This window comes from Streptomyces sp. T12, assembly GCF_028736035.1.
GTDB lineage: Bacteria > Actinomycetota > Actinomycetes > Streptomycetales > Streptomycetaceae > Streptomyces.
In genome coordinates this window covers 4,844,230-4,865,796 of sequence record NZ_CP117866.1, presented here as the reverse complement: position 1 = coordinate 4,865,796, position 21,567 = coordinate 4,844,230, and the positions used below count along the sequence as shown (strand labels likewise).

Annotated in this window: 24 protein-coding genes and 1 tRNA gene; 15 read left to right on the top strand and 10 right to left on the bottom strand. The window is 69.1% G+C overall.

Annotated elements, in window-relative coordinates; all coding sequences use genetic code 11:
• Positions 1-357: 357 nt before the first annotated feature.
• From PBV52_RS21700 to phoU, 3 genes are all read right to left on the bottom strand, one after another.
• Entirely contained in the window at positions 358-609 is a 252-nt protein-coding gene (locus PBV52_RS21700; protein ID WP_274240395.1) for an SCO4226 family nickel-binding protein, read from the bottom strand.
• 64 nt (positions 610-673) lie between these two features.
• The gene (locus PBV52_RS21695; RefSeq protein WP_274240393.1) at positions 674-922 is read right to left on the bottom strand and encodes an SCO4226 family nickel-binding protein; all 249 of its coding nucleotides are present in this window, start codon (positions 920-922) and stop codon (positions 674-676) included.
• A gap of 507 nt (positions 923-1,429) precedes the next feature.
• The gene (gene phoU / locus PBV52_RS21690) at positions 1,430-2,131 is read right to left on the bottom strand and encodes a phosphate signaling complex protein PhoU (protein WP_274240391.1); all 702 of its coding nucleotides are present in this window, start codon (positions 2,129-2,131) and stop codon (positions 1,430-1,432) included.
• Positions 2,132-2,529: 398 nt separating this feature from the next.
• Here phoU and PBV52_RS21685 point away from each other — a divergent pair, with 398 nt between their 5' ends.
• Positions 2,530-3,870, top strand: a complete 1,341-nt coding sequence (locus PBV52_RS21685; RefSeq protein WP_274240390.1) for a cell wall metabolism sensor histidine kinase WalK — start codon at positions 2,530-2,532, stop codon at positions 3,868-3,870.
• Positions 3,867-4,547 (top strand): response regulator transcription factor, encoded by a 681-nt coding sequence (locus PBV52_RS21680; protein ID WP_015659563.1) that lies wholly within the window; start codon positions 3,867-3,869, stop codon positions 4,545-4,547. The genes PBV52_RS21685 and PBV52_RS21680 overlap by 4 nt, the downstream gene beginning before the upstream one ends.
• 97 nt (positions 4,548-4,644) lie before the next feature.
• Here PBV52_RS21680 and PBV52_RS21675 read toward each other — a convergent pair whose 3' ends face one another.
• Positions 4,645-5,352: a DUF461 domain-containing protein gene (locus tag PBV52_RS21675; protein ID WP_274240388.1), complete on the bottom strand. Its 708-nt coding sequence runs from the start codon at positions 5,350-5,352 to the stop codon at positions 4,645-4,647.
• A gap of 614 nt (positions 5,353-5,966) precedes the next feature.
• On the opposite strand from PBV52_RS21675, the gene PBV52_RS21670 reads away from it, so the two are divergent.
• From PBV52_RS21670 to PBV52_RS21645, 6 genes are all read left to right on the top strand, one after another.
• Positions 5,967-6,449, top strand: coding sequence for a CarD family transcriptional regulator (locus PBV52_RS21670; RefSeq protein WP_003953493.1), 483 nt, complete (start codon positions 5,967-5,969; stop codon positions 6,447-6,449).
• A gap of 300 nt (positions 6,450-6,749) precedes the next feature.
• Positions 6,750-7,502 (top strand): 2-C-methyl-D-erythritol 4-phosphate cytidylyltransferase, encoded by a 753-nt coding sequence (gene ispD, locus PBV52_RS21665; RefSeq protein WP_274240297.1) that lies wholly within the window; start codon positions 6,750-6,752, stop codon positions 7,500-7,502.
• Positions 7,492-7,989: a 2-C-methyl-D-erythritol 2,4-cyclodiphosphate synthase gene (ispF, locus tag PBV52_RS21660; RefSeq protein WP_274240296.1), complete on the top strand. Its 498-nt coding sequence runs from the start codon at positions 7,492-7,494 to the stop codon at positions 7,987-7,989. Before ispD ends, ispF begins: the two co-directional genes overlap by 11 nt.
• 88 nt (positions 7,990-8,077) lie before the next feature.
• Positions 8,078-9,475, top strand: coding sequence for a cysteine--tRNA ligase (gene cysS, locus PBV52_RS21655; protein ID WP_274240295.1), 1,398 nt, complete (start codon positions 8,078-8,080; stop codon positions 9,473-9,475).
• A 111-nt stretch (positions 9,476-9,586) separates the two neighbouring features.
• Positions 9,587-10,528: a 23S rRNA (guanosine(2251)-2'-O)-methyltransferase RlmB gene (gene rlmB, locus PBV52_RS21650; protein WP_274240293.1), complete on the top strand. Its 942-nt coding sequence runs from the start codon at positions 9,587-9,589 to the stop codon at positions 10,526-10,528.
• Positions 10,529-10,662: 134 nt separating this feature from the next.
• Complete coding sequence (locus PBV52_RS21645) at positions 10,663-12,321, top strand: DoxX family protein (RefSeq protein WP_274249499.1); 1,659 nt, start codon at positions 10,663-10,665, stop codon at positions 12,319-12,321.
• A 227-nt stretch (positions 12,322-12,548) separates the two neighbouring features.
• Here PBV52_RS21645 and PBV52_RS21640 read toward each other — a convergent pair whose 3' ends face one another.
• The 3 genes from PBV52_RS21640 to PBV52_RS21630 form a co-directional block, all read right to left on the bottom strand.
• Positions 12,549-13,280 (bottom strand): nucleotidyltransferase family protein, encoded by a 732-nt coding sequence (locus PBV52_RS21640; RefSeq protein ID WP_274240292.1) that lies wholly within the window; start codon positions 13,278-13,280, stop codon positions 12,549-12,551.
• Positions 13,281-13,344: 64 nt separating this feature from the next.
• Positions 13,345-13,800 (bottom strand): hypothetical protein, encoded by a 456-nt coding sequence (locus PBV52_RS21635; protein ID WP_274240291.1) that lies wholly within the window; start codon positions 13,798-13,800, stop codon positions 13,345-13,347.
• 231 nt (positions 13,801-14,031) lie between these two features.
• Positions 14,032-15,120 carry an ABC transporter ATP-binding protein gene (locus PBV52_RS21630; RefSeq protein ID WP_274240290.1) on the bottom strand — a complete coding sequence of 363 codons (1,089 nt, stop codon included), beginning with the start codon at positions 15,118-15,120 and terminating at the stop codon, positions 14,032-14,034.
• A 217-nt stretch (positions 15,121-15,337) separates the two neighbouring features.
• Between PBV52_RS21630 and PBV52_RS21625 the strand changes: the two genes are divergently transcribed.
• The 5 genes from PBV52_RS21625 to PBV52_RS21605 all read left to right on the top strand — a co-directional run bounded on the left by PBV52_RS21625 (position 15,338) and on the right by PBV52_RS21605 (position 18,004).
• Positions 15,338-15,415 (top strand) — tRNA-Thr (locus PBV52_RS21625).
• Between the two features lie 231 nt (positions 15,416-15,646).
• Positions 15,647-15,874 carry a hypothetical protein gene (locus PBV52_RS21620; protein ID WP_062714168.1) on the top strand — a complete coding sequence of 76 codons (228 nt, stop codon included), beginning with the start codon at positions 15,647-15,649 and terminating at the stop codon, positions 15,872-15,874.
• A gap of 407 nt (positions 15,875-16,281) precedes the next feature.
• Complete coding sequence (locus PBV52_RS21615) at positions 16,282-16,656, top strand: hypothetical protein (protein ID WP_274240289.1); 375 nt, start codon at positions 16,282-16,284, stop codon at positions 16,654-16,656.
• 341 nt (positions 16,657-16,997) lie between these two features.
• Positions 16,998-17,309, top strand: a complete 312-nt coding sequence (locus PBV52_RS21610) for a hypothetical protein (protein WP_274240288.1) — start codon at positions 16,998-17,000, stop codon at positions 17,307-17,309.
• 341 nt (positions 17,310-17,650) lie between these two features.
• Positions 17,651-18,004 carry a hypothetical protein gene (locus PBV52_RS21605; protein ID WP_274240287.1) on the top strand — a complete coding sequence of 118 codons (354 nt, stop codon included), beginning with the start codon at positions 17,651-17,653 and terminating at the stop codon, positions 18,002-18,004.
• 132 nt (positions 18,005-18,136) lie between these two features.
• Here PBV52_RS21605 and PBV52_RS21600 read toward each other — a convergent pair whose 3' ends face one another.
• From PBV52_RS21600 to PBV52_RS21590, 3 genes are all read right to left on the bottom strand, one after another.
• The gene (locus PBV52_RS21600) at positions 18,137-18,442 is read right to left on the bottom strand and encodes a hypothetical protein (protein WP_274240286.1); all 306 of its coding nucleotides are present in this window, start codon (positions 18,440-18,442) and stop codon (positions 18,137-18,139) included.
• 258 nt (positions 18,443-18,700) lie between these two features.
• Entirely contained in the window at positions 18,701-18,994 is a 294-nt protein-coding gene (locus tag PBV52_RS21595; RefSeq protein ID WP_274240285.1) for a hypothetical protein, read from the bottom strand.
• 440 nt (positions 18,995-19,434) lie between these two features.
• Positions 19,435-19,917 carry a hypothetical protein gene (locus PBV52_RS21590; protein ID WP_274240284.1) on the bottom strand — a complete coding sequence of 161 codons (483 nt, stop codon included), beginning with the start codon at positions 19,915-19,917 and terminating at the stop codon, positions 19,435-19,437.
• 471 nt (positions 19,918-20,388) lie between these two features.
• Between PBV52_RS21590 and PBV52_RS21585 the strand changes: the two genes are divergently transcribed.
• Both PBV52_RS21585 and PBV52_RS21580 read left to right on the top strand, forming a co-directional pair.
• Positions 20,389-21,207 (top strand): hypothetical protein, encoded by an 819-nt coding sequence (locus tag PBV52_RS21585; protein ID WP_274240283.1) that lies wholly within the window; start codon positions 20,389-20,391, stop codon positions 21,205-21,207.
• A 74-nt stretch (positions 21,208-21,281) separates the two neighbouring features.
• On the top strand, positions 21,282-21,560 hold the full coding sequence (locus tag PBV52_RS21580; RefSeq protein WP_274240282.1) for a hypothetical protein: 279 nt from the start codon (positions 21,282-21,284) through the stop codon (positions 21,558-21,560).
• The last annotated feature ends 7 nt before the right edge of the window (positions 21,561-21,567 follow it).

Here is a 21,567-nt window from a genome sequence, read left to right as displayed (position 1 = left end):
TCACCTGCCGTCCCGGCGCGAGCGGGCGTGCCAAGGTCTCAGTTCCCTCGGGCAGCCCCGGCGGGACGCGCAGACCCCGAGCGCATGGCGGTCCTCTCGCTCGTCTTGGTCTCCTGCCGACCCGGCCGACGACCCGCGCCTCGCCGCTCGCAGAACGGAGCGCGGGCGCGATGCCCTGATCCCACCCCTACAGACAGCAGCAAAAGCGAAATTCCACGCTCCATCCGAACAATCACCCATCCCGGACGACCGTCCCCAGAGCGGCGCTCCCGAGGCCACACGTCGGCCCCCGGCCTGCGTCGCCCGCAGGCCGGGGGCCGTCACTCCTCCTCCGCCGTGTCCTCTGTCGTGCCGAACTCACACGGTCAGCGGTACGGCATGGATCTCGTCCGGCGCCCCGCCGCCCCCGCGTTCGTGGGCACGTCGGACTGCCGCGGCCGAAGGGCCCTCGCTGAGGCAGTACACCGTGCCGGACTCCGGGTCCGCCCAGGCGTGTTCGAAGTGGACTCCTTCTTCCTGCTCGACCGCGGCGGCGGCCTCGTGGCCCTGCTGCAGTTGTTGGGCCGTGATGCCCTGCAGGCCGTGGTGGACGTCCATGAAGCGTGTCACGGGCCTCGCACCTCCTTCCCGTACGTCCCTTCGTACGTCCCCTTCGTACGTCCTATCCCGCGTCTCAGATCGACAGCGGAACCGGATGGACCTCGTCGGCCTTGTGCCCGGCGCGCTCGTGGATGCGCTGGACCGCCTCCGCCGAGGGGGCCTCGGACAGGCAGTAGACGATGCCGGACTCGGGGTCGGCCCACGCCCGCTCGAAGTGCACGCGCTCGTCCTTCTCTATGGCGAGGTCCGCGTTGTGGGCCTCCCTGAGCTGGTCAGCCGTGATGCCCTTCATGTTGTGGTGTACGTCCATGTACTGAGCCATGCCTCGCACCTCCTGACGATCCTCGGACCCTTCCGGTCCTCGGAGTGCGCTCGCCTGCTCTCGCTCTCCTTCCATGCTGCGCCCGTCCGGGACGACCAGCACGACGAAGGGCCCCGGCATTCACGCCGGGGCCCTTCACCGTCGTACGAGATCCACGGCGTCGTACGCCGCAGTACATCCGTACCTACATCCGCACCCGCACCCGCACCCTCACCCGCTCACCCGCACTGGCAAGGATTCCCCGACTGGCACCCGCACCCGCACCCCGAGCCGCAGCCGCAGGCGCCGAAGAGTGGGAGGCTCCTGATGTCGGCGGGCTGCTCGGACGGGCGTTCCCGGGTGGGGTCGGGTGTGCTGCCGCGGGTTCCGGGAGTGCTGGGGGATTCGGCCATGGTCCCTCCTCAAGGCTGGTGCCTGTGCCCATTCCATGCCCGCCCCACTGGGCGCATCAACGGCGCACAGAGGCTTGCACACGCCCCGAACAGTCCCCGGTGAGCGGGTTACGGCTTACGCCCCTTCCGCACCCGAGACCGGCTGGATCTCCGGCTGGATGTCGGCCTGCAGGTCATCCGCGTGCTCACCCGTCACCAGGTACACCACACGCTTCGCAACCGCGACCGCGTGGTCGGCGTACCGCTCGTAGTAGCGGCCGAGCAGCGTCACGTCGACCGCCGTCTCGATGCCGTGCTTCCAGCGCTCGTCCATCAGGTGCTGGAAGAGCGTGCGGTGCAGGAGGTCCATCGCGTCGTCGTCCTGCTCCAGCTGGAGGGCGAGATCGACGTCCTTGGTGATGATCACCTCGGCGGCCTTCGCCATCAGACGCTGCGCGAGCTGGCCCATCTCCAGGATGGTGGCGTGCAGGTCCTGCGGGATCGCGCGCGCGGGGTAACGCAGCCGCGTGAGCTTCGCGACGTGCTGGGCGAGGTCGCCCGAGCGCTCCAGGTCCGCCGACATACGGAGCGAGGTGACGACTATCCGCAGGTCGGTCGCCACCGGCTGCTGGCGCGCCAGCAGCGCTATGGCCCGGGCCTCCAGGTCGTGCTGGAGGTCGTCGACCTTCTGGTCGGCCTCGATCACGCTCTCGGCCAGCTTCAGATCGGCGTCGAGGATCGCCGTCGTGGCGCGCCCGATCGCCGACCCGACCATCCGGGCCATCTCCACCAGGCTGTCGCCGATCGAGTCCAGTTCCTCGTGGTACGCGTCCCGCATCAGGGTCCCTCTCTTACGTATGCCTCGGGGGTTCCGGGGGCCAGGAGACTGTCGTCGAACCGGCAGTCTTGTCGTCCGCCACGGCAGTCTTACGGTCGTGACCTCCGACCATAAGACTGCCGTGAAAACGACAGTCGGACTGTCGTGAAACCGCCAGTGCGATGACCATGTGATCACCTATGTGATCACTCGCGCGATCACCCATGCGATCACCAGCGCGATCACCAGCAGAAATCGCCTGTGCGAACCCCACGCTCCTACCTTCCGGCCGCTACGCGTCCGTTTCCGCCACCCCAAATGAACCAGTACTGGCTCCAAGGTGAACTCTGGGCGACGAGTGTTCGAGCTCGCACTCCGACGGCTGTGGCCACTGCCTGCGTCATGCCTAACCTGGGTGCATGGACGTGAACGCGGCGGTCGCCGCAGCGGCAGCGATCGCCGGGGTACTTACCGGTGTCATCGCCATGCTGGCGTTCCGCTGGAGCGAACGCGACCTGAAGCGCCCCACCCGAACCTCCCTGCACACCGACCCGGTCCTGCCACCCGGCGTGGACACGGTCCTGTCGGTGCTGCGCTCCTCCGCCGTCGTCCTCGACGAGGGGGACGCCGTCGTCAAGGCCAGCTCGGCGGCGTACGCCCTCGGTCTGGTGCGCGGCGGCAAGCTCTCCGTCGAGCCCATGCTCCAGATGGCCCGGGACACCAGACGAGACGGTGAGATACGGCAGGTCGAGCTGGACCTGCCGCGGCGCGGCACCGGACGCGGCGAGGCCCTCGCCGTGTCCGCTCGCGTCGCGCCCCTGGGCTCCCGCCTCGTCCTCCTCCTCGTCGAGGACCTCACCGAGGCCCGGCGCATAGAGGCGGTGCGGCGCGACTTCGTCGCCAACGTGAGCCATGAGCTGAAGACGCCGGTCGGCGCCCTCTCCCTCCTCTCCGAGGCCGTCATGGACGCCTCCGAGGACCCGGAGGCCGTGGAGCGCTTCGCCGGGCGGATGCAGATCGAGGCGACCCGGCTCACCAGCCTGGTGCAGGAGCTCATCGACCTCTCCCGGGTGCAGAACGACGACCCGCTGGAGGACGCCGAGCCCGTCCGCGTCGACGAGCTCGTCGCCGAGGCCATGGACCGCTGCCGGCACGCCGCCGGAACGAAGCAGATCAACATGGCCTCGAACGTAGGGGCGCTCGAAGGACCCGATCAGAGTGGTGGTGGGCGACGGGCCGGCGGCACCGCCGACCTCAGCATCTGGGGCAACCGCGGCCAGCTCGCCGCCGCGCTCGGCAACCTCGTCGAGAACGCCGTCAACTACTCGCCCGCCCGCACCCGCGTCGGCATCGCCGCCCGCCGGGTCAGCGCCCCGGGCGGAGACCTCATCGAGATCGCCGTGACCGACCAGGGCATCGGCATCTCGGACAAGGACAAGGAGCGCATCTTCGAGCGCTTCTACCGCGTCGACCCGGCCCGTTCCCGTGCCACCGGCGGCACCGGCCTCGGTCTCGCGATCGTCAAGCACGTGGCCGCCTCGCACGGCGGGGAGGTCACGGTGTGGAGCTCCGAGGGACAGGGCTCCACCTTCACCCTGCGGCTGCCGGAGGCCGGTGCGGCCCGAGACCGCGCACAGCAGCACCCCGACCTCGACGACGAGGCCGGACAGCCCGCCGGATCGCATCCCCGCAGATCCCCCGACTCACCGCCTGACTCAACAGCGTACGAAACGCTTTCCGCCCCGGAGGTCCTTCCGTGACCCGTGTGCTCGTCGTCGAGGACGAGGAGTCCTTCTCCGACGCCCTGTCGTACATGCTCCGCAAGGAGGGCTTCGAGGTCGCCGTCGCGACCACCGGGCCCGACGGACTCGACGAGTTCGAGCGCAACGGCGCCGACCTCGTCCTCCTCGACCTGATGCTGCCCGGCCTGCCCGGCACCGAGGTCTGCCGCCAGCTGCGCGGCCGCTCCAACGTCCCGGTGATCATGGTCACCGCCAAGGACAGCGAGATCGACAAGGTCGTCGGCCTGGAAATAGGAGCAGATGACTACGTCACCAAGCCGTTCTCCTCGCGCGAGCTGGTCGCCCGTATCCGGGCCGTCCTGCGCCGCCGCGGCGAGCCGGAGGAGGTGACCCCGGCCGCGCTGGAGGCGGGCCCGGTCCGTATGGACGTGGACCGCCACGTGGTCACGGTCTCCGGCTCCAAGGTCGACCTCCCCCTCAAGGAGTTCGACCTCCTGGAGATGCTCCTGCGCAACGCCGGCCGCGTCCTGACGCGCATGCAGCTCATCGACCGCGTCTGGGGCGCCGACTACGTCGGTGACACCAAGACCCTCGACGTCCACGTCAAGCGCCTGCGCGCCAAGATCGAGCCGGACCCGGGCGCGCCGCGGTACCTGGTGACGGTGCGTGGCCTGGGCTACAAGTTCGAGCCGTAAACAACACGCTCACCACGTGGAAGAAGGGCGGGACCCCGTTTCCGGGGTCCCGCCCTTCTTCTCTTCTACGTTCTACGACTCTACGTTCTACGACCGCTCAGTGACCGGCCGTCGTCTGCGAGGCGCTGTCGGACGGGGTCGCCGCACCGGCGCCGCTCCCGGTACCGGCCGCGTTGCCTTCCGCGGACGTCGCGCTCGCGGAGGCCTCGCCGTTCGGGCCGGCCGGGGTGCCCTCGGCCGGGGATCCGGTCGGTGAGGCGGTCGGGGAGGACGTCTTGCCCGGCACCGACGGGACCTCGGTCGGGCCCCAGCTCTCGAAGTAGTGCTCGGCCGGGACGACGAACGCGCGCAGGCTCACGTCACCGGTCTTGCTGAAGGTGAAGGTGATCTTCTGGGCGTTGCCGTCCTGGACGGCCTCGCGGCTGCTGGGCAGCAGGGCGGAGGCGTTGTCCTTGCCGCCGAGGATCAGCGAGCCGCCGGCCGGGATGGTCAGGCTGCCCCCCTTGGCGGGCTTGAGCTCGGCGGTCTTGTCGGTGCCGTCCACCTTGATCGCGTCCAGCGTCTGGGCGGTGCGGCCGGAGTTGAACAGGGTCGCGGAGATCGCGGCCGGACCGGTCGACTCCAGGTCGGGCTGGGTGATGACGATGGCGTTCTGGATCTTGATGTCGCCGACCGTGGTGGCCGCGTTGTCCGGCTTGATCTCCAGCGTCTGGCTGTTGTTGCCGGCGGCGCACGCACCGAGCGACGTGATCGAGAACGCGATGGCGGCCGCGGCGAGGGCGCCGCGTCGAAGGCTGCTGCTCACGGCGGCGGCAACTCCTTGACTCGAACGGGGCGGGCGCGTAAAGCCGCCCTAAGTGTCTGTCAGCGGCCTTAGGTTACCGAGCCGTTCCCGCGCGACCGCACCCGACCCTCCCCTGAGTGGCGATGAGCCGTCGAAGTACCTCTTCCACCACCCGTCACTTCACCCGCAAGTGACCCGGGAGTCACATTGCTCGCGCGTCCGTCCGCCATTCACATAAGTCCCCTTGCAAGCCCCCGCGCAAAATTTCCGTGAAGGAATGCGCGGCTCTCCCGAAATTGATCACCGACCGTCCTGCCGACCTGGCCGTGATCAATTCCGGATTCGACCGGTACCCGACTCCGGACGCCGAACGGAGTAGCGGAAGTCGCACACTTGGAACCGGACATATGTGGACGTTCGACCACTCGGACGCGCCTCCGGATGTGTGTAACGTGCGCGTTTCACCTCACCCGCAGAGCCGCTCCGACCTGCGAATACCTTCTTCCAGTCGGCCCGCGCAGCACGTTCCTGTTGGAGTTGTCAAGCCCCGAGATATGCCCTGACCTGCGAAAACGCCATTCAGAACCCGCAGTTTCCGTGTTACCCTGGATAGCCACGGAAGGGGTACCTGTCACATGACGTTCAAGGTTGGCGACACCGTGGTCTATCCCCATCACGGGGCCGCGCTGATCGAGGCCATCGAAACTCGCCAGATCAAAGGCGTGGACAAGACCTACTTGGTGCTGAAGGTCGCCCAGGGTGACCTGACGGTACGTGTGCCAGCGGACAATGCGGAGTTCGTCGGCGTGCGTGATGTGGTCGGTCAGGACGGGCTGGACCGGGTCTTCGAGGTGCTGCGCGCGCCGTACGCCGAGGAGCCCACGAACTGGTCGCGTCGTTACAAGGCAAATCTGGAGAAGCTCGCCTCCGGCGATGTCATCAAGGTCGCGGAAGTCGTGCGTGACCTGTGGCGTCGTGAGCGCGAGCGTGGACTCTCCGCCGGTGAGAAGCGCATGCTCGCCAAGGCCCGCCAGATCCTGGTGAGCGAACTCGCTCTCGCGGAGAACACCAACGAGGACAAGGCCGAGGCCCTGCTCGACGAGGTTCTCGCGTCCTGACGCGGTTTCATCCGCCTCAGTTCAGCACACTGCTGTGTTGTTTTAAAAAGTGCCGCGGTGCCCGATGACGTATTTCTCGTCGCCGGGCGCTGCGGCATGTTCGTACCCGGACGCCGTATGTCCTCGGACCTCGGACGCCGTACGCGGGTTCATCCTCGGAGGAAGATCCCCCGATACTTGGCGTGCCGGGCCCGGGCTGCTGGCTCGACCGGTGTCACGGAAGGGTCCGGTCAAGGCGTCGCGCCCGGCACGCTGAGGCCATACCCACGTAGGCCGAGCACACAAACCTGACAGGAACCGATGTCTGACGATTCGCGTCCTTCGCCCGCGGAAGTCCGTACCGCTGCCGTGATCCCGGCCGCCGGCCGGGGCGTACGCCTGGGTCCGGGCGCCCCCAAAGCGCTTCGCGCGCTGAACGGCACGCCCATGCTGATTCACGCGGTCCGCGCGCTGGCCGCGTCCCGCGCCGTCTCCCTGGTCGTCGTCGTGGCCCCGCCGGACGGCGCCGGCGAGGTCAAGTCGCTGCTCGACGCGCACGCGCTGCCCGAGCGCACCGACTTCCTCGTCGTCCCCGGCGGCGAGAGCCGCCAGGAGTCCGTGAAGCTGGGGCTGGACGCGCTGCCGGCCGCGTACGACATCGTGCTGGTGCACGACGCCGCCCGGCCCCTCGTCCCGGTCGACACCGTCGACGCCGTCATCGAGGCCGTACGAGAAGGCGCTCTGGCGGTCGTTCCGGCGCTGCCCCTCGCGGACACGGTGAAGGAAGTCGAGCCCGCGGCGGCCGCGGGCGAGCCGGAGCCGGTGGTCGCGACGCCCGAACGCGCTCGGCTGCGGGCCGTGCAGACCCCACAGGGCTTCGACCGCGCCACGCTGGTCCGCGCCCATGAGACGGTCACCGACAACGTCACCGACGACGCGAGCATGGTCGAGCAGCTGGGCGAGACGGTCGTGGTCGTACCCGGCCACGAGGAGGCCTTCAAGGTGACGCGCCCGCTGGACCTGGTCCTGGCGGAGGCGGTCCTGGCGCGCCGGAGGCTGAACGATGGCTTCTGAGGCACTCCCGGTACTGCCCCAGGTGGGCATCGGCACCGACATCCACGCCTTCGAGGAGGGCCGCGAGCTGTGGTGCGCGGGTCTGAAGTGGGAGGGCGAAGGGCCGGGCCTCGCCGGGCACTCCGACGCGGACGTCGTCGCGCACGCCGCGTGCAACGCGCTGTTCTCGGCGGCCGGCCTCGGCGACCTGGGACAGCACTTCGGCACCGGGCGACCCGAGTGGTCGGGCGCCTCCGGCGTCGTACTCCTCACCGAGGCGGCACGGATCGTGCGCGAGGCGGGCTTTCGGATCGGCAACATCGCGGTCCAGGTCGTCGGCCCCCGCCCCAAGATCGGCAAGCGCCGCGACGAGGCGCAGAAGGTCCTCTCGGAGGCGGCCGGAGCACCGGTGTCGGTGTCGGGCGCGACCACGGACGGACTGGGCTTCCCGGGACGCGGCGAGGGCCTGATGGCGGTGGCGACGGCGCTGGTGGTGCGGGCCGGCTGAACGGCCTTGAGCACGGGGGATGTCACGAATACGTCCCCTTGAGTGGGAAGGTCGCAAGGCACTCGCTCCTGCCCACTACCCTGGACTCGTGACTATTCGCCTGTACGACACCAGCGCCCGGCAGATCCGTGATTTCACCCCGCTCACGCCGGGCTGTGTCTCGATCTACCTCTGTGGCGCCACCGTGCAGGCCGCGCCGCATATCGGGCACATCCGCTCCGGCCTCAACTTCGACATCATGCGCCGCTGGTTCGCCCACCGCGGCTATGAGGTGACGTTCATCAGGAACGTCACGGACATCGACGACAAGATCATCACCAAGTCCGTCGACCAGGGCCGCCCCTGGTGGTCCATCGGCTACGAGAACGAGCGTGCCTTCACCGACGGCTACACCGCCCTCGGCTGCCTCCCGCCGACGTACGAGCCCCGCGCCACCGGCCATGTCACCGAGATGGTCGAGATGATGCGCGGTCTCATCGAGCGCGGACACGCCTACGAGGCGGACGGCAGCGTCTACTTCGACGTCCGGTCCTGGCCCTCCTACCTGGAGCTGTCCCGGCAGGACCTCGACGAGATGCGGCAGCCCTCGGAGGAGGGCATCACCGGCAAGCGGGACCCGCGCGACTTCGCGATGTGGAAGGCCGCCAAGCCCGGCGAGCCCGACTGGGAGACGCCGTGGGGCCGGGGCCGCCCGGGCTGGCACCTGGAGTGCTCGGCCATGGCCCACAGGTACCTGGGCTCCGCCTTCGACATCCACGGCGGCGGCCTCGACCTGATCTTCCCGCACCACGAGAACGAGATCGCCCAGGCCAAGGCGTACGGCGACGAGTTCGCCCGGTACTGGGTGCACAACGCCTGGGTCACCATGAGCGGCGAGAAGATGTCCAAGTCGCTCGGCAACTCAGTCCTCGTGAGCGAGATGGTGAAGCAGTGGCGACCCATCGTCCTGCGCTACTACCTCGGCACCCCGCACTACCGCTCGATGATCGAGTACAGCCCGGAGTCCCTGCGCGAGGCCGAGTCGGCGTTCGCGCGCATCGAGGGCTTCGTGCAGCGCGTGGTGGAGAAGGCGGGCGTCGTCGAGCCGTCCGCCGAGGTGCCGCCCGCCTTCGCCGAGGCGATGGACGACGACCTGGGCGTCCCGCAGGCGCTCGCCGTCGTGCACACCACCGTCCGCCAGGGCAACAGCGCACTGGCCGCCGACGACAAGGAAGCCGCCGTGGCGCGCCTCGCCGAGGTGCGGGCCATGCTCGGCGTCCTCGGCCTGGACCCGCTCGATGCGCACTGGGCCGGCGAGACCGACCGCGGCGAGGACCTGCACGGCGTGGTCGACACCCTGGTCCGCATGGTCCTCGACCAGCGCGAGGCGGCCCGCTCCCGCAAGGACTGGGGCACCGCGGACGCCATCCGCGACCAGCTCAACCAGTCGGGCCTGGTCATCGAGGACGGCCCGCAGGGCCCGCGCTGGAGCCTCGGCCCGCGCTGAGCCCGGCCGCGCCGGAGAAGATCGATTGTGCCGTCCGGGCCTCCGGGCGGCACACTTCATAGTCGTACGAGCACACGCTTCACTTCCGCACAGAGCAGAGACGGGTAGGTCATGGCAGCCAACAACCGCCGCATGTCCGGCAAGAAGGGCGCGCAGGTCGGCAGTGGCGGCCAGCGGCGCAAGGGTCTGGAGGGCAAGGGCCCGACCCCGCCCGCCGAGATGCGCAAGGGACACAAGAAGAACCGCATCGCGGGCGCCAAGGCGAAGCAGGCCGTGCGTCGTCCGGCGCCGCGCGGCCGCGGCGGCAAGTCGTCGTCCGAGCTGGTCGTCGGCCGCAACCCGGTCGTCGAGGCGCTGCGCGAGGGCGTGCCCGCGAGCACCCTCTACGTCCAGCAGTTCATCGACAACGACGAGCGCGTCCGCGAGGCCCTCCAGCTCGCCGCCGAGCGCGGCGGCATCAACCTCATGGAGGCCCCGCGCCCCGAGCTGGACCGCATGACCAACGGCCTCAACCACCAGGGCCTGGTCCTGCAGGTCCCGCCCTACGAGTACGCCCACCCCGAGGACCTGGCGAGCGCCGCCTACGACGACGGCGAGGACCCGCTCATCGTCGCCCTCGACGGCGTGACCGACCCGCGCAACCTCGGTGCCGTGGTCCGCTCGGTCTCCGCCTTCGGCGGCCACGGCGTCGTCGTACCCGAGCGCCGCGCGGCCGGCATGACCGCCGGCGCCTGGAAGACGTCCGCCGGCACGGCAGCCCGCACTCCGGTCGCCCGCGCCACGAACCTCACCCGCGCCCTGGAGGCGTACAAGAAGGCGGGCATCGTGGTCGTCGGTCTCGCCGCCGACGGCGAGGCCGAACTGGGCGAGCTGGCGGCCCTTCAGGGCCCGGTCGTCATCGTGGTCGGCAGCGAGGGCAAGGGCCTGTCCCGCCTGGTCGGCGAGACGTGCGACGTCCGCGTCCGCATCCCGATGCCGGGCGGCGCCGAGTCCCTCAACGCCGGTGTGGCCGCAGGCATCGTCCTCTACGAGGCGGCTCGCCGACGCGTCTGAACAGACATCCGTGGCGTCACCCGTGCGGGTTAATTCTGGTGACAGTGGTGCGACCTGCGCATCCTTGACGGGGTCCGGACAGATCGGACCGGTCAAGGCAGTGTCCTAACCACACGTCACTCGGTTAGTTGAGTGTGGACACCAGAACACCCCGCACACCCACGGGGGACCGCTCGTCGGGATACGACGACGCTCCCGCGCTGAGCATGGTGAAGGTGCCGAGCGATCCGGCGCAGATCATCGTCAATCACGCGAGTTTCCGCGTGCTGTTGGGCGCGTCGACGCGGCGCGCCCAGTCCCCGCGGATCGCACGGCACCTGAGCGCCACCGAGGACACCACCCGCATCCCCGTCACCTACGCGGCCGGCAGAGCGGGAGCAGCCACCGGCGCCCGCCGCCGGGTCGCCGTCTGGAACGGCACGTCCGCGCCCGACGACACCGGCGCCCACCGCCTGCTCCAGGCCGTGCGGGACGGCAGCGTCCGCCACGGCGACGAGCCGCTCACCGGCGCCGGCGGCACCCAGGTCATCCCGCGCGTCGAGTTCGGCGACTATGACCGGGGCTACGAGGGCGGCTACGACGACGAGTTGACGCAGACCGTCGAGACTCCGATCGTCGGCGCGCAGCGCACGCACGAGTCCGTCGAGGCCCGGCTACTGCCGAACATGCGCACGGTCGAGAGCGCGTACGACGAGGAACTCCCCTACGAAGAACTCCCCTACGAGGACGAGGAGTTCGAGGAACCCGATACGACGGACGGGACCGCCGCGCCGCTCAAGCGGCCCGGCGGCGACGACCCCGCGCGGCACGCCTACTACCCCGGCCGCCGCATGAACCTCGGCGTCGTCCTGCTCCCCCTCCGGGTCTTCCTCGGCTTCATCTCCATCTACGCCGGCATGGGCAAGCTCTGCGACCCCGTCTACTTCGACGGCGGCAAGCGCGGCTCGATGGTGACGTGGCTCAACACCCTGCACCCGTGGGAAGTCGCCGAGCCCCTGCGCCAGTTCGCACTGGAGCACCCGATCGGCTCCGGCCTGGTCATCGCCTTCTTCCAGGTCATCGTGGGTGTCCTCACGGTCCTGGGGTGCTGGCAGCGGGTCGCCGCGGTCGTCGGTGCGCTGCTGTCCGCAGCGCTGCTGGTCACCGTCAGCTGGAAGAGCGTCCCTGTCTACGACGCCCCCGACATCATCTACCTCGCCGCGTGGTCCCCGTTGATCATCGCCGGCGCCCCCGTCTACTCCATCGACGGCCGCCTCGCCGGCATGGCCTGGCGGCGCCTCGGCCCCCGCTCCGACATCTGGGAGCTCCGCAGCTACGTCCTGCGCCGCGGCGCCCTCGTCACGGCGATCGTCACGGGCCTCACCCTCCTCATCGGCTCCGTCCTCGGCGGTGCGGTGCGCGACGCCGACCGCGTCGTCGTTCCCGGCCCCGGCGAGGCCCCTCGTAACGAACTGCCCGGCTCCCCTCTCCCGCAGGAGCCCGGCAATCGGCACAAGAGGACGCCGTCGGCCTCCAACTCGCCCACCCAGGGCGCCACGTCGGGCTCGGCGAGCCCCAGCGCGGGCGCCGCGACCACGCCGGGCGCCACCAGCGACACGGGCACCGCGGGCGCCGGTACGCCCAGCCAGACGCAGGGCACGGCGGGCCAGGCCCCGCCCCAGCAGTCCACTCCGACCGACGAGGCCCCCAGCACCAGCACTGGCCCCACCTCCGGAGGCCCCTCCTCCGGCGGCGGCTCAACGGGCGGATCCTCACCCGACGAACCGGGCCTGGTAGGCGGCCTGCTGGGGTAACACCCCGGTGGGCGACCTACACGGCACCTGCCCCACCGACTGCCACGACGCCGATGGGCCCCGGACACGATTCCGTCCGGGGCCCATCGTCATACTCCCTGCTGCGTCGGCTGAGCCGAGTCACAGGTGCCGCTCGCTTTGCGGATCGCCCGGCGCTGCGGGGTGCCGCCCGGGTCGAACGTAGCCGCGCCGAACCGCAGGCGTCGACGTGCACCCCCGTGGAGCGCTCAGCGCCCCAGAGCCGCCAGTTCCTTCGCCGCCTCCGTCAGGTCCTTCGCCGTGTCGATGGCTCGCCAGTACGCCCCCTGGGGAAGCGGGAAGCCGGCCAGACGGCGTTCCCGGGCCAGGTGGGGGAACGTGGTGCGTTCGTGGTCGCCGCGTTCGGGGAGGAGGGAGGCGAACGCGGGGGAGAAGACGTAGACGCCCGCGTTGATCTCGAACGTCGACGGCGGGGCCTCGATGAAGTCCGTGATGTGGCCGAAGCCGTCCGTCTTCACCGCACCCCACGGGATACGCGGCCGAGCGAGGGCCAGCGTCGCGACCGCGTCGCGCTCGGTGTGGAAGTCCGCCATGTCGCGGAGCGAGAAGCGGGTCCAGATGTCGCCATTGGTGGCGTACCAGGACCGGTCCGGGTGCGGAAGATGCGCGGCCGCGTACTTCAGGCCGCCGCCTCGTCCGAGCGGCTCCGTCTCGACGACGGTCGTGACGCGGACCGGAAGATCGGCCGACTTCAGCCAGTCCTGCAGCACCTCGGCGAGGTGCCCACAGCTGACCACCACGTCCGTCACGCCCTCTTCGGCGAGCCAGGCGAGCTGGTGGCCGATGATCGGCGTCCCCGTACCGGGGATCTCGACCATCGGCTTGGGCCGGTCGTCGGTGTAAGGACGCAGCCGAGAACCCTGGCCACCGGCCAGAATGACGGCTTGAACGGGGCGGGACGCGGCGTTCGGATCAGTCATGACCGAACTGTACGCGGCGCCCCGCTCGCGGCATTCGCCTGCAACCGTTCCTTAATCAACCGGGCTAGCTGTGCGCCGCCGCCACCCCCGAAGCGAAGGCGGTGTCGCAGACGGGCCGGGCGTACGACTGCGCACGCGTCGGACCGTACATGCGCACCGCGGCGCGGCCGAGGGCGCGGGCGATCGAGGCGCAGTGCCGACCCAGGGACGGGCGGTCGTCGACGGCCTGCTGGAGGTGGGTGAGGGCGACGCCCGGGTTCTCCGCCTGCAGCTCGGTCAGCAGCTGGTCGCGCAGCACGTCCTGCGGGGCACGCGGGGCGGCGTGCTTCGCGTCCGCGCTCGAGACGTCGGTCGCGGTGAGCACCGAGTCCGAGGGGTTCCCCGACCAGTTGACCCGGGTGACCGCGAGGGTCCCGGAGAGCACCAGGACGACGGGCAGGACGAGGGCGAGAGTGCGGCCGAGCTGGCGGGCGGGGCCCCGGTGGCCGCGTCGTGTCTGTTGGGTGGTGGAGTGCTTCACGCGAGTGAGAGTAGCGTTCGGTGCTGACATGGCGACATTCGGTCACCGGTTTGGGGGACGGAGGGGTCCCATTTCTCGGCGGTGCGTTGACGCACAGTGCTCGAAATGACCGATCTGCAGGGGTATTTGTCGACAACGAGAAGGGCCCCGCAAGCATCTGCGGGGCCCTCTTCGTCAACCTGGGTGAATTACCCGGGGTTGTGCTGCCTGTACCTGCCCTGGGGCGCTTCCTCAGTCGGAGAGGCGCGCACCCGTGGAGGTCGAGAACACGTGGGTCTCGCCGGAGCGCGGGACGATGTGCAGCGTGCTGCCCTTCTCCGGGACGTCACGGCCGCTGACGCGGACGACGAGGTCCTTGGAGTCCTCGCCGACCTTGGCGGTGCCGTAGACGTACGCGTCGGCGCCGAGCTCCTCGACCACGTTCACGGTGACCGCGAGGCCCTGCTCCGAGTCGGAGCCGGCCACGTCGAAGTGCTCGGGGCGGACACCGACGGTCACGGTCTTGTCGGTGGCGGCGGCGAGCGCGTCACGGTCGACCGGGACGACGGAGTTGCCGAACTTCACGCCGCCGTCGGTGATCGGGACCTCGACCAGGTTCATGGCCGGGGAGCCGATGAAGCCGGCGACGAAGAGGTTGGCCGGGCGGTCGTACATGTTGCGCGGGGTGTCGATCTGCTGGAGCAGACCGTCCTTGAGGACCGCCACGCGGTCGCCCATCGTCATGGCCTCGACCTGGTCGTGGGTGACGTAGACGGTGGTGATGCCGAGACGGCGCTGCAGCGATGCGATCTGCGTACGGGTCGACACGCGGAGCTTGGCGTCCAGGTTGGACAGCGGCTCGTCCATGAGGAAGACCTGCGGCTCACGCACGATGGCGCGACCCATGGCGACACGCTGGCGCTGACCACCGGAGAGGGCCTTCGGCTTGCGGCCGAGGTACTCGGTGAGGTCGAGGATCTTCGCGGCGTCCTCGACCTTCTGGCGGATCTCCGCCTTCGGCACGCCGGCGATCTTGAGCGCGAAGCCCATGTTGTCGGCGACGGTCATGTGCGGGTACAGCGCGTAGTTCTGGAACACCATGGCGATGTCCCGGTCCTTCGGCGGCAGGTGCGTGACGTCGCGGTCACCGATGCGGATGGCGCCGGCGTTGACGTCCTCGAGCCCCGCCAGCATGCGGAGCGAGGTGGACTTGCCGCAGCCGGACGGGCCGACCAGAACGAGGAACTCTCCGTCCTCGATGTGGATGTCGAGCGCGTCCACGGCGGGCTTCTCGGTACCCGGGTAGATCCGGGTCGCCTTGTCGAACGAGACAGTGGCCATGATGAATGGGCCCCCTTCTACCGGCAGGAACGTGCCGGACGATCCGTTGTAGGAAGGTGGTTGGTTTAGTCCACATGTGCGGACTGGCTCTGGACGGTACCTGGCGTTCGCCTGATCTGTCAGTACCTGGAGGCATGTGAACTTCGCGGAAATTTTCGACAGGGCCCACTCGGAACCTGGGTACACTGCACGGGCGCGTGCGTGACTGCGCGTGCAGGCCTCCTTAGCTCAGCTGGTCCAGAGCGGCTGTCTTGTAAACAGCAGGTCGTCGGTTCGAATCCGACAGGGGGCTCCACCAACATCCACAACCCGCCGCAGAGCCTGAGCGCGACGCTCGCTCCTAAGTAAGCCTGCGCCAGGCCGGGTTTGAGTCGTCTCCGTCACTCTCGGCAACGCCGCGTGCACCCATCTCCCCTCTCGGACACGGGACATGCACCGGCATGGAACCGGTTCGTAACTGCTAGTGTTCGTGCAGTCACAGTAGGCAATCAGCCTCTATGTATAGGTAATGAAAACCGAGGGTTCCATGCGCAAGCTTCACCAGGTCATGATCGTTGCAGCGGCGGCCGGCAGCCTGTCCGCCATCGGTGCCGGTACCGGTGTCGCCTACGAGGCGAGCACCGACCTCTACCGCCCCTACCAGGAGTGCAGCCCGCAGACGGTGGCCGAGGGTGACCTCCCGATCGCCGTGCTCGGTCTCGCCGAGACCTTCGACACGACCTGCGGTCAGTTCAACAACGCCTTCACTGGTTGAGGTCGGCGGCGTAGTCGTGCCGACGCCTTCCGCGGGCCCCTTCGGGGTCATCCCCCGAGGGGGCCCGTTCATGTGCGGCTGCCCGGAGCGCAAGGCCGCTCCTCGGGCCCGTACGCGTGCGCTACGGCACTGAACTCCGGTGCGTCGATGAGCGGTTGCGCGCGCACGACCTGAACCTCGATGCCCTGAAGCCTTCGGCTCGGGCACGGATTGCGGCCCCAGTGCCCTCCGGCAGGTCGGTCCTTCACCTCACTTCAGGTCAGTCCTTCACTTCGTAAGCAATGCGGCCCCGCGTCCCGGACACGAGTCGGACGCCGGGGCCCGTCTCTCCGACATCCCCGGGGCCCGTCGCGGCAGTTCGCGGTGCACGGCACCCCGGGGCACCCCTCACAAAGGAGACGCAGGACATGTTCAACGGAAAGAAGATCGCGGCTGTCTCGGGGCTCCTCGGCGGCCTCGCCATGACCTGGATCGGCGCAAGCCAGGCTTACGCCGTAGCCCTGCCAGGCGTCTGTGGCGCCGACGCTCAGGGCAACATCGTCTGCACCCAGCGGATCGTGGGCGAAACGAAGGAGGGCGAGGACATCGCCCTGCGCCGGTCGGTGACCTGCCAGCCGACGGAGCCGTTGACCCTGCCCGCGGCCGGCCTGCTGAACCCTGGGCGCGTTCGGCTCGGTCCCCAGATCACCTGTGCCAGCGAGGCGCCCCAAGCGTCCGCGCCCGCGCCCGAGAGCGACAACAACATTGAACCCCGCCTGACGCAGCTCGGATTGCCCATCTGAGTCCCGGGGCGGAACCTCCCGACTTCCCTGCCTTCAAGCGGCGGATGGCCGGACCAGCGCGACCTGGTCCGGCCATCCGCCGCTTTCGCGTCCGGGAGCGCTGCGTCGGCAAACGGGTGAGCGTCCCGCACTGCCCGTGACTCGCCCTCGGGGAACTGTCGTTTCTTTCAAGGGAGAACAGTGCCTTTCACGTCCATGGCGAAGCGGACGGAAGGGTTCCTTGGCATGAGCCGACACGACACAAAGAAGGGTCGAAGATCCCAAATTGCTACGGTTCGCATGTATATGCTCACACTAAGTAGTCAACCAGGGCCTCGTGCCCGGGAAGAAAGGGTCAAACTATGCGCAGGTTTCAGCGCGTTGCGGTCGTAGCCGCGGCGGTTGCAGGGCTGTCCTTCGGTGCCGGTGCGGGTGCCGCCTTCGCCGGCGAGGGTGACTGGGACGGTCAGAACGTGACCGCGGTCGCTACCTCGACGGCCAACGCGGTGGCCACGTGGGGCGGTGCCCACGACGACAAGGCGTACGCCGCCCCCGCGGCTGCGCCCGCGGCCGCGCCGGAGGCTGCTCCGCAGGCTGCTCCGGAGGCCGCTCCGAAGACCGTCGCTCCGGAGTACGGCTACGGCGAGTACACCGCTCCGACCACGGCTCAGTAAAGAAATACCGGGGGTTCGGTGCGCGAGTTTCAGGGCACTGCGGTTGTCGTCGTGACGGCCGCGAGGCGGGTGGCTCGGTATCGGCTCGGGATTTCGCTCCACAGCCGACCTCATAGACATCGCCTCGCAACGTCGCGACAGGCGCATCGACTTCCCTCGGAGCACCGTGTTCAACGGTGTACTGGACAACACCCTTAGCAAAGCAGCCCGGACGCGCAACAAACCCATCAGGGTGCGCGGCCGGGCTGCACCCAATCGTATTTCGACCTTCTCCCGGGCTCGAACGCGTGCCGATCGGCGGCACAGGCGTTCGGGCCTCGATTTGCAAAGGAAGGCAGCACATGATCGGTCGACAGAGGATCGCAACCGTCTCAGGGCTCATTGGCGCTCTCGCCGTGCTCTACAGCGGTGCCGCGCCGGCGTACGCCGATGATCCCAAGGGTGATTGCACGATCTCCGAGCAGGGCGACATCGTTTGCATCAAGAAGAGCGAGATCGTCCGCAAGGACAAGCGCGGCAAGTATGTCGTCAAGCAGAAGCAGGACTGCCAGACGATCGAGCGGCCGCGCTTCGCATATTCCGATGGGAGCCTCTTGAACGGCGGGGACGTGAAGTCCGGACCGGTCGTGGAATGCTCCAACAAGGCGGATCTGCCGAAGAGTTACAAGCTGCCCAAGTTCAAGTTCAAGTTCTGAGGGGTGATCGGCGAATGCCGGACCGGGATTCTCCCGGTCCGGCATTTCGGCTTTCCGGGCGGCGGTTGGCCGACAAAAGACCGGTGCCCCGGCCTCTGCGGCCGGGGCACCGGGGGGAGGGTCTGGCTTACGTCACTTGCCGACGGCGTTGTTGCAGCCCATCGACGAGCCCAGGGAGGTCTCCTGCGCGCCCGGGTTGCCCTCGCCGTTCAGCAGGTTGCCGCCCAGGCCGTTGGCGATTCCGACCTGGCCGAGGATGGAGGCGTTGGCGTCGTGCGACTTGCAGCTCGTGCTCTGCAGGATGCTGAAGTTCGTGCCGCTCTTGCCGTTGCTCTTCGAGCCCCAGCCGCCCTGGTCGGCATGGGCGGCGCCGGCGGTCAGGAGCCCGACGCTCCCGAGGGCGGCGACCAGGACGGCGGCCTTGCGGAGCTTGTGCATGTTCATCTCCGGTGGAGTGGAGTGGGTGCGACCTATTTCAGATCGACTTGGTACGGTTACGGAGGCTAATAGGAAGTAATCCAAAGAAATCGACGGCACGCCGAATTCGGAAAAGTCTCACCGCCTTGGCCGATGGCCGGGAAATGCTGGCTGTGCGTTGGATATCGACATAAAAAAAGGGGGTCCCGGTACCGTGCCTGAGGCTCGGTACCGGGACCTGTTTCCCGTCATCGGCCGCCTGTGCGGCCCGTCAGGCTCTTAGAAGGCGCTGTTGTTGCAGCCCATGGTCGAGCCCAGGTGGGTGTCCTGGCCACCGGCGTTGCCCTCGCCGTTGAGGCCGTTGCCCAGCAGGCCGTTGAGGATGCCGACCTGGCCGAGGACGTCGAGGTTCAGGTCGTGGGACTTGCAGGAGGAGCTCTGCAGGACGCTGAACTTGTCCCCGCCCTTGCCGCCGTGCCCGTCGTTGCCGTGTGCGGTGGCAGTGCCGGCGCCCAGAAGTCCGACGCTGCCGAGGGCGACGACCAGGACGGCAGCCTTGCGAAGCTTGTGCATGTCATCTCCGGTGGAGTGAGGTGGGTGCGATCCGTGAGAGATCGACTTCGTACAGTTACGGGAGTTAATAGGAACTATCCGTAAATGTCCCGACGACGCGCCGGTGTTCGTGCTCTCGTCGGGGAAGCACCCAGAAGTCGCATCGCGCGCGAGCGGGCCCTTTTCCAAGAAGGGCGATCCTCGAGGACGTCTCGGGATCGGGCAGTGGATGCCGCGGCTGCGCGGGTAGTTGAGGTTCGCGCGGGAGCCCGCCGCGCTGTGGGGAGCCTTCGCGCTGCCCCGTTGATCGGCTGCCGTTCTGTGCGCTCAGGCGGACGGGCGGACTTGCTGCCCTCGGGGCAACGGTGCGTCCGGCGCCGCCCGCTGAGCCTTCGTCGGATCTTCTCGGATCGCTCGACGTGATCAGTACACGACGTCGAACTGCCTTTCGAAGCGCGGCCCTAGCTGACGGAGCGGGCGCTGGAGACGGCGTTCGCCTGGCTGTTGGCCTGGTGGCAGTCGATGCCACGGTTCTCGGCGGCGGCGAGTACGGCGACCGGGACGGCGGCGTTGAGCAGGGACTGCGGGCTGCACTCCTGGTACGGGCGGAAGAGGTTGGAGTTGTGCAGCGGGGCTTCCTGCGAGGCCGGCTGAGGGGAGATCTGCGGGTTGAGCTGCGGGCTCAACTGGGGGTTGAGCTGCGGGCTGACCTCGGCGCCCCGCTGGGGGGCCGCCGGCTCCCGGTGCGGCGTAGGCGCGTTGGAGGTCTGGACGCTGGTCTGCGAGCGGGTCCACGTGGCGGCCTGAGCGTCCTGCCGCGGCGCGGGGGCCGGGGCGGTACCGCCGTATCCGACGGGAGCGTCGGCGACGCTGGGGCCGACGCCGATGGCTGACAGACCACTGGCTGCTGCGACGACGAGCGCGACCTGGTGAAGCTTGCGCATGGAACCTCGGCCCTTCATTGACCTGTGCATGGAACGTATGGAAATGCTATGAGTCGGTGCAGCTTTAGCTTTTCTGCTGCCCTACGGATGCGATGGGCCATCGCTCTGACCCTGTGCGGAACGAGATAAGTGTGGGTCCGGTCACGTGAGCCTTGGTGGGGTCACCCATTCGCTTTCCTTGACGGGGTGACAAGTCCGGATAGCCGGTTATCCGACCGATGGCAATTGAGTGACGGGTTTTTAGATCCCGTGACCTGGCCGGACAAATGTCGTTGCCAGCGGAGAGAGGGCAGCGATCAGGAATCAGAGAGAGGGCAACTGGATCTGCTGTCGGCTCCGGCGTGAAGTCCACATGACAGCTCAGGCATTACCCCTGTAAGGGCGCAGTACGAATATCAGACTGAGCGCACGCAAGATTGCACTGAAATACAACGGATTTCCCTGCACAGGTAATGAAGGGCCGAGGGTTCCATGCGCAAGCTTCACAAGGCCGCGCTCGTCGTAGCGGCGGCCGGCGGTCTGACCGCCATCGGCGCCGGCGTCAGCGAGGCCGCCGACTACTATCCCGCCGGGTACAACGGTGCCCCGGCGCCTGCCCCCGAGTACCCGGCGCCTCAGTACGCCCCGGCGCCTGCTCCCTATTACGCGCCGCCTCAGTACGCCCCGGCGCCCGCTCCGCAGTACGCGCCGCCTCAGTACGCCCCGGCACCCGCTCCCCAGTACGCGGCCCCCGCCCCCCAGTACCAGGCACCTCAGCAGGCCATCGCCGAGGCTCGTTCGACGGGTACCGCGCAGGCCTCGGCTCCGCAGCCCCACCCGCAGCCGGCGCCTCAGTACCAGGCCCCGGCGCCCGCCCCGGCTCCGGCTCCGGCTCCGGCTCCGGCCCCGGCCCCGGCGCCCGCTCCGGCGCCCGCCCCGCAGCACCAGAGCGGCTACGCCTCCGCCTCGGCCGCGTCGGGGGGCGCCGCGCAGGCCTCCAGCGAGCCGCGCGCCCAGCAGCAGGCCGCCCCGCAGCAGTCGCCGGTGTCGCAGGTCGTGCCGCAGGTCACCCCGCAGACGGCGCCCCAGGTCATGCCGCAGGTCGCTCCGCAGGTCAACGCGCCTCAGGTCTTCAACCCGGAGCCCCCGCCGCGTGTCGCGCCGCAGGTGAACCCGCAGGTCAACCCGCAGGTGAACCCCCTCATCAACCCGCTGCTCTCGCCGGCGAGCGCACCGCAGGTTCCCGGGCTCGGCCTCGGACAGGTCGCGGCGCCTCCCGTGGGCCAGTTGGGCCTGCCCCGGCTCGGCTGAGGGCCTTTCCGTACGTATCCACCGTCCCAACTCGATCTGCTGCACAGCACATCCGCTAGACCAACGGAGAAGTAATGCACAAGCTTCAGAAGGTCGCCCTCCTGGGCGCCGTCCTCGGCAGCGTCGGTTCCTTCGGCGTCGGCACCGCCTTCGCGCACGGCGAGGGTGGGGCCCACGACCTCGACATCACGCAGGGCATCGAGTGCCGCTCGCACGACATGAACATCGACGTCCTCGGCAGCCTCGGCGTCCTCAACGGCGCGGTGGCCAACGCGCTCAACGGCGAAGGGTCGCCGGGTGCGCAGCCCAGCCACCTCGGTTCGGACATGGGCTGCAACAGCGCGGTCAAGTAGCCCGTGT